Raw genomic sequence first — 6688 nt, 5'->3', positions numbered from 1 at the left:
CCTTGGCATTGTCCACCGCGAGCTCGAGCGCCTCGCCCCTGGCGAGCCCCGCCGCGACCGCCGACGACAGCGAGCAGCCGGTGCCGTGGGTATTTTTCGTCGCGACCCGCGGCGCGGCCAGCGTCTTCGTGCCCGCCGCGGTGACGAGATAGTCGGTGCTCTCGGTGCCCTGCCCGTGGCCGCCCTTGACCAGCACCGCGCGGCAGCCGAGCGCGAGCAGGCGCCGGCCCTGGCCTGCGATCTCGGCCTCGGCGGTCGCGACCGGCTCGTCGAGCAGCGCCGCGGCCTCCGGCAGGTTCGGCGTGACGATCGAGGCGAGCGGAATGAGTCTTGTGCGCAACGCCTCCACCGCCTCCGGCGCCAGGAGGCGGTCGCCGGAGGTTGCGACCATCACGGGATCGAGCACGACGTGCCGCGGCGACCAGCGTGCGAGAGCGGTGGCGATCGCGTCGATGACGGCGGCCTGCGCCACCATGCCGATCTTGACCGCGCCGACCGCGAGATCGGAGAACACGGCATCGATCTGCGCGGTCACGAACTCCGCAGGCACCGCATGGATGCCGGTGACGCCCACGGTGTTTTGCGCGGTCAGCGCCGTGATCGCCGAAGCGCCATAGACGCCGAGCGCGGCAAAGGTCTTGAGGTCTGCCTGAATACCGGCGCCGCCGCTCGAATCGGAGCCTGCGATGGTGAGCGCCACCGGCGTGGTCATTACGCAGCTTTCTCCCGAGTTCTCACGGCCTGTCCTAGCCCGCGGCGCCGGAAGCGGCAAGTTCGCTTGCTAAAGCCGGCCGACTTTGGCCTATTACCCGCCAGATCATGCCTTCGGAGCAGCCGCGATGGTTCCTTTTTTCGTCCAGATCAAATGCAAGCTCGGCCAGTCCTACACGGTGGCCAACGCGCTCGCCGAGGCCGAGATCGCCTCCGAGATCTACTCCACGGCGGGCGACTACGATCTCCTGGTGAAGTTCTACGTCGACAAGGACACCGACATCGGCCATTTCATCAACGAGAAGGTGCAGGTGCTGCCGGGCATCCAGGACACCCACACCATCATCACCTTCAAGGCGTTCGGGGCCGGCTAACCGCCGCCCTGCTTCCGCTTCGGCGGGGGCGGTCCCTCGACCGGCGGCAGCGATTTCAGATAGGCGGCCATCGCGGCGCGGTCCTCCGCCGTGAGTTGCGCGAGATTCTTGATCACCGGGCGCATCGCGCCGGACGCGCTGTCGCCTTCCGGCATGTCGCCGGTCTCCAGGAACTCGGCGATGTCCTTCTCGCTCCAGTCGCCGATGCCCTTTTGCGTGATGTTCGGCACCCAGCCCTCGCCATCCGGATTGGGACCACCGGCAAAACGCTGCGCACTGATGAGGCCGCCGAGCAGGTTGCGCGGACTGTGGCACTCGGCGCAATGGCCGGGACCGTTGACGAGATAGGCGCCCCGATTCCATTGCGGCGACCGCGCCGGATCGGCGGCGGCCGGCCTGTCGTCCATGAACAGCAATTTCCAGATCCCGACATTGCGGCGGATGTTGAAGGGAAACGGCAGGTCGTGATCGCGCACCCGGCCCGGCACCGCCGGCAGCGTCTTCAGCCAGGCGAAGAGATCGCGCAAATCGTCGACATCTGCGTGGACATAGGAGGTGTAGGGAAAGGCCGGAAAATAGTGCGCGCCGTCAGGCGAGACGCCCTTCATCACCGCGTTGACGAAGTCGGCCTCGCTCCACCGCCCGATTCCGTCGGCCGGATCGGGCGAGATGTTCGGGGCGTAGAAGGTCCCGAACGGCGAGCGGATCGGAAGCCCGCCGCCGAGCCTGTGGCGGTCGGGCTGGTTGGGCACGGCATGGCAGGAGGCGCAGCCGCCGGCATTGAACATCTCGCGCCCGTTGACGAGGTCGGGGGCGCGCGCCGGCGCCGCCAGCACCGCCGCGACGGGCGCGCTCAGCCACCAATAGAGCCCAACGGCGGCGGCCAGGACGACCAGGATGGCAGGGATTATTCGTCGCAACATGCAGCAGTTCCGTCACGGCACGGCGAAGCTAAGGGGGATGCCGCGCCGGCTCCAGCCACGAAGAATTTAGATGGTTTGAGCCGATCGCGGGAATAAAGTCGGAATGGCACTGTTTGGAGATTGCCACCAACTGAGGTCAACAGGGAGAGATCCATGAACAAGCCGGTTTTCGTCACGCTTGCGCTCGGAGCGGCCATTGCATTCGCCGGTCCGGCCTGCGCCGAGAAACTGAAGGCGACGCTGGACGGCAAATCCGAAGTCCCCGCCACGACCAGCGGCGGCAGCGGATCGGCCCAGCTCGACTACGACGCCGCCAGCAAGAAGCTCTCCTGGACCGTGACCTATTCCGGGCTGTCGGGACCGGCCACGGCCGCGCATTTCCACGGCCCGGCCGAGCCCGGCAAGAATGCCGGCGTCGCGGTCGCGATCCCGAATGCCTCAGCGAGCCCGGTCAAGGGCGAGGCGACGCTGACCGACGCCCAGGCCGCCGACCTCCTGGCCGGCAAGTACTACATCAACATCCACACCGCGGCGAACCCGGGCGGCGAGATCCGCGGACAGGTGGTGAAGTAAGCGCGGACACGGGCGCGCCTTCATCGTCGACAAAGGCCGGGCGCCGGAGACGGCGTCCGGCCTTTTCGCGTTTCAGGCCGGCGGCAACACACGGACAGCAACACGCGGACTCGCCTGCACCTTCTGGTTGATTTAGGCTAACCGCGCTTGCCTCGAAATTTGGACCGGAGAGCAGGAATGTCCGAGGCCGACAGCCCGTCTGCGGCCGTCCCATCCAGCGGACACATCGTTTTGCATCCGACCGCGGCCGAAAGCGGCTGGCGTGGCACCATTCCCGTGCTCTTGATCGTGCTCGCCCCGGTTGGACTGGCGGCGCTCCTTGTGACGATCGGCCTTTTCGTCGTTGCCTCATGGCAGCTTGCCCGTGGCACGCCCGTCAACCTGCCGACACCGGTAAACGTGCGGCTCTACGGAATGTTTGCCTACGCCGTCGCCTGCTGGTTCGCCGTCGCGGTCGCGGCGCGCTGGTCCTCACGCCGCGGACTCAAGCAGCATGTGTTTGCGTTTCGGAGATTGACCTGGCCCGCCCTGACGATGAGCATCGTGGCCTTCGTGATCGCGATGTACGGCGTGCCCATCGTGACGCGGTGGCTGTCGCACGAAACCGGCGGCCCCAGTCACGGAGTTCGGATCGACTTCCATGATGCGCAATCGGTTGCGGTCTACCTGATCCTGTTCGTGATCACCGCTCCGGTATGCGAGGAAATTCTCTATCGGGGACTGCTGGTCACCTGGCTTCGCCGCATCGGCTGGAGCGACTCTGCCGTCTTGCTGGCGGGCAGCCTGATCTTTGGAGCCAATCACATTCTTCCCCTGGGCTTCGTCTGGGGCGTCGCAATGGTCGGATTCGGCGCCATATTGTTCGTGCTGCGCCTCCGATACGATTCCCTGTCTCCCGGGTGGCTCACCCATCTTCTATTCAACGCGCAGCCTTTCGTCACTTATCCGCTGATCGCCTGGATTGCACCCGCCGCGTTGCCGGGCCGCTTGTAGCGCGGCGCTCCGTCAGTCCCCAAATGACGCCGTCACAGCACCAGCATCCAGCCGATGCAGTCGGTTTCAAGAGGGCCATCAGCGACTGCAACCTGAACAACCATTCAAGAAAGTTTCCGGCGAGTTCCTGCAACGGCTCGTGCCGGCAGCCGTTGCCCCCTGCACGAACGATGCACAGGAGGAACAGATGAAGAAGCTCACCTACGCTCTTGCGGCGCTAGCGACGCTTGCAATCGGTGCCCCCACCATCGCCAATGCGGCCGGTGTGGGCGTCTATGTGGGCGGCGACTCCGACTATTACGGCCACCGCTATGACGGTCCGCGCGTGCGGTTCTATGATCACGACCGCGGCTGGCATCACGGCTGGTACCATCACGACCGCGATTACGACCGCGGCGTCGTGATCCGCCGTCACCACTGGGACGACTGAGGCGTCCGCAGTCGCGAAGCAAGGAAGGCCTCGTTTCGGCGGGGCCTTTTTTGCGTCTTGTTTGCGTCCTGCAAATCTCGCTGTCGCAAGCGGGAGGGCCTGCCGCCGCCTCACCACCAGCGCGGCTGCGCCGGTTGATAGTAATAATACTGGCCGCGCCGGCGTGTATTGGCCGGTTGCGGAGGGGTGTTGCGCTGGCCGAAGAAACCGAAACCGTCAAAATCCCAGCCGTCGCTGCTTGCGACGACATCGACCGTCGGCCGGCGCGTTATGAAGCCGCCCTGGGGCTGGTTGCTCAGCACCGCGACGAACTCGGTACGGTAGTTGGTCTCGCTGCTCAGCGGCTCGTCCGAGATGATGATCGAGGATCGCGGCAATGCGGTCGGCGCAATGCGATCGAGCACGTTCTGCGGGATGGCGACGCGGTCGAGCGCGTCCCTGGCGTCGTCGGCGCCGTCGATCGTGACCACGCTCCAGCGCAGGCCCGCCTCGCTCTTCGCCATCGCCGTGAACACATGCGTGCCGATCGGCCGGTCGGGATTGCGGATCGTGACCGGCACTTCGATGCTGGTATCGAACACCTCGCCGCCGCCGTCCGGCGCCGGCCTGTGCGTGTTGCGCCGCACGTAAAGCTTCTGCGTCGCGCGGCTGACGTAGACCGAGACTGGCTCGAGCGCGAGCTTTGCATCGTTCGCCGCCCGGGCGGTGTCGGCTTTCTTCGCCGCCGCCGCCTTGGCGGCGTCCCTGGTGGCGGCGACGGCGTCGCGCTTCGGCTGCGCATCGGCCTTGGCCGCATCGAGCTGCGCCACCGCGTCCGCGGCCTTGGCCGCAACCTTCTGCTTCAGCGCCTCGGCCTTCGCCTTCCCCTCGTCCGTCTTCGCGGTGGCGAGCGCCTTGTCGGCGAAGGCGAGCTCGGCGTCGGCGCGCTTCTTGACTTGTTCCAGCTTCCTCAGCGATGCGGGGAGCGAGGCCGCCTCGCGCGCCGCAGTAGCTGCGGCCTTCTTCGCCTCGTCGGCGGCCCTGGCGGCCTCCGCCGCCTCGCGGAGCAGCGTCTCGGCGCGCGCCGGCGCCGCCGCAATCGCCGCCGCGTTCGGCACGAACAGCGCCGGATGGGAGAAATCGACCGGCGCCGCGTCGTTCGGCGAGATGATCACCCGCATCCCGATCTGGGTCTTGTCGAACAGCTTTTCCGCGAAGCCATAGGGCATCCGCACGCAGCCATGCGAGGCCGCATAGCCCGGCAGCGGCCCGCCATGCAGCGCGATGCCGTTCCAGGTGATGCGCTGCATGTTCGGCATCCAGGCATCGTCATACATGGTCGAATGGTGGTCCTTGTCCTTCTCGATGACGGCGAAGACGCCGGCCGGCGTCTCGCGGCCCGTCGTGCCGGTCGACACCGGCGCGCGCAGGATCCAGCCGTCGGCGTCGTAGAACGTGACCTGCTGGCTCTTGATCGACACGATCGCCATGATCGGCTCGCCGGCCTCGCGCGGCGCCACGGCTTCGGTGGGGGCGGCCCGGCGCGCCTCTTTCGCCGCTGCGTCCGCGGTCAGTACGGCCAGTGCAGCGAAAGCGACCAAGCCACAAGCCCCCCACCCCCGCATCGCCCCGAGGGATCGCGCCATCGCAAGTCGATTCACCATTCCATGCCTCGGTCAAATTGCCTGTCCACGCCTGCGCCGATCAAGCCTCTCATCGCGACTGCCGGATCGACTCACCGCCATCACCCGCGCCGCCGCTTGTCATATACGACAGCCATGGCAGGCGGAAGCGTGGGCTCGCGGCTGACCCGCAACTCACGGTCGAATCGCGGCAACAGCATGTCCGCGGCCTCTCCGGGGCGAGCGGCTCCGAAGGGATCACCGGGCCATGTCAAAGAACCCATCCCGACGCGGCACCGCTTGATTGAGGGACTGCGCCCATGCACAGTCGCCGTTCGAGCAACCAGGGCGGACGGCGGCGATGAACAGCCGAATAGTGCGAACGTCCATCGCCGCGGCGGTCATGATCGCGGCATCGGGCATTGCAGCGGCGCAGGAGGCCGCTAGGCCGGCCGTCGCCGGGCCGGTGTTCTCCAAGACCGGGCCCGATGCGGCCGCCTACGGCGCCGACGACGGCTTTCCGCTGGGCACGCTGGCGGGCGCATCGCAGATGCGGACTCTCGTCGCCAGCTACAGCCATTTCGACCAGCTGACGCCCGCGCGCACCGTTGCGCGCGCAGCCGCGCCCTGGTCGTTCGCGCGCGCGGCCGAGCCTCAGATCTATTACGGCTTCCGCGGCGCACGGCGGACGATCGCCGACTATCTCGACCGGCAGCCGACGACCGGGCTGCTGATCGCCAGGGACGACACCATCCTGTACGAACACTATCAATATGCGCGGTCGGACCGCGACCGCTTTCTCTCCCAGTCGATGGCGAAGACCGTCACCGCGATGCTGATCGGCATTGCGGTCGCCGACGGCGCCATCAAATCGATCGACGACGAGGTCGCGACCTACGTGCCCTCGCTCGCGGGCACCGAGTACGGCAGGACGCCGATCCGCGCGTTGCTCCACATGTCCTCCGGCGTCGACTTCAAGGAGGTCTATGACGGGCAGGACGACATCGCGCGCCTCGGGCGCGACCTGTTCGTCCGGCCCGGCAAGGCTGCCGCCGTCAGTCTCGCGCAGTTCAACACGCGCAT

At 67.0% G+C, this 6688-nt stretch carries 8 protein-coding genes; 5 read left to right on the top strand and 3 right to left on the bottom strand.

The genetic code is table 11. The features are described from left to right. A partial coding sequence (gene thiD / locus KGM94_RS22240; protein ID WP_300264156.1) for a bifunctional hydroxymethylpyrimidine kinase/phosphomethylpyrimidine kinase occupies positions 1 to 712 on the bottom strand: 712 nt, incomplete at its 3' end. A gap of 127 nt (positions 713 to 839) precedes the next feature. Here thiD and KGM94_RS22235 point away from each other — a divergent pair. Further along, complete coding sequence (locus KGM94_RS22235; RefSeq protein WP_300264154.1) at positions 840 to 1085, top strand: Lrp/AsnC ligand binding domain-containing protein; 246 nt, start codon at positions 840 to 842, stop codon at positions 1083 to 1085. Here the strand turns inward: KGM94_RS22235 and KGM94_RS22230 are convergent. After that, positions 1082 to 2008 (bottom strand): cytochrome c, encoded by a 927-nt coding sequence (locus KGM94_RS22230; RefSeq protein ID WP_300264153.1) that lies wholly within the window; start codon positions 2006 to 2008, stop codon positions 1082 to 1084. The two genes, KGM94_RS22235 and KGM94_RS22230, sit on opposite strands and share 4 nt — an antisense overlap. 153 nt (positions 2009 to 2161) lie before the next feature. Between KGM94_RS22230 and KGM94_RS22225 the strand changes: the two genes are divergently transcribed. The 3 genes from KGM94_RS22225 (at position 2162) to KGM94_RS22215 (ending at position 4004) form a co-directional block, all read left to right on the top strand. Continuing rightward, positions 2162 to 2581 (top strand): CHRD domain-containing protein, encoded by a 420-nt coding sequence (locus KGM94_RS22225; protein WP_300264151.1) that lies wholly within the window; start codon positions 2162 to 2164, stop codon positions 2579 to 2581. A 177-nt stretch (positions 2582 to 2758) separates the two neighbouring features. Beyond that, positions 2759 to 3574, top strand: a complete 816-nt coding sequence (locus KGM94_RS22220; RefSeq protein ID WP_300264149.1) for a CPBP family intramembrane glutamic endopeptidase — start codon at positions 2759 to 2761, stop codon at positions 3572 to 3574. A gap of 187 nt (positions 3575 to 3761) precedes the next feature. Next, positions 3762 to 4004, top strand: coding sequence for a hypothetical protein (locus tag KGM94_RS22215; RefSeq protein ID WP_300264147.1), 243 nt, complete (start codon positions 3762 to 3764; stop codon positions 4002 to 4004). A 110-nt stretch (positions 4005 to 4114) separates the two neighbouring features. Here KGM94_RS22215 and KGM94_RS22210 read toward each other — a convergent pair whose 3' ends face one another. Next, positions 4115 to 5647 (bottom strand): L,D-transpeptidase, encoded by a 1533-nt coding sequence (locus KGM94_RS22210; protein WP_300264145.1) that lies wholly within the window; start codon positions 5645 to 5647, stop codon positions 4115 to 4117. Between the two features lie 319 nt (positions 5648 to 5966). On the opposite strand from KGM94_RS22210, the gene KGM94_RS22205 reads away from it, so the two are divergent. After that, a partial coding sequence (locus KGM94_RS22205) for a serine hydrolase (protein WP_300264143.1) occupies positions 5967 to 6688 on the top strand: 722 nt, incomplete at its 3' end.

It is taken from the genome of Bradyrhizobium sp., assembly GCF_028868675.1.
Classification (GTDB): Bacteria; Pseudomonadota; Alphaproteobacteria; order Rhizobiales; family Xanthobacteraceae; genus Bradyrhizobium.
This window is presented reverse-complemented; position numbering and strand designations above follow the sequence as displayed.

Bases quoted from the DNA above. Each gene is read 5' to 3' on its own strand.
- KGM94_RS22220 (WP_300264149.1), top strand. From the start codon at position 2,759: ATGTCCGAGGCCGACAGCCCGTCTGCGGCCGTCCCATCCAGCGGACAC.
- KGM94_RS22210 (WP_300264145.1), bottom strand. From the start codon at position 5,647: ATGGTGAATCGACTTGCGATGGCGCGATCCCTCGGGGCGATGCGGGGG.
- KGM94_RS22225 (WP_300264151.1), top strand. From the start codon at position 2,162: ATGAACAAGCCGGTTTTCGTCACGCTTGCGCTCGGAGCGGCCATTGCA.
- KGM94_RS22230 (WP_300264153.1), bottom strand. From the start codon at position 2,008: ATGTTGCGACGAATAATCCCTGCCATCCTGGTCGTCCTGGCCGCCGCC.
- KGM94_RS22215 (WP_300264147.1), top strand. From the start codon at position 3,762: ATGAAGAAGCTCACCTACGCTCTTGCGGCGCTAGCGACGCTTGCAATC.
- KGM94_RS22235 (WP_300264154.1), top strand. From the start codon at position 840: ATGGTTCCTTTTTTCGTCCAGATCAAATGCAAGCTCGGCCAGTCCTAC.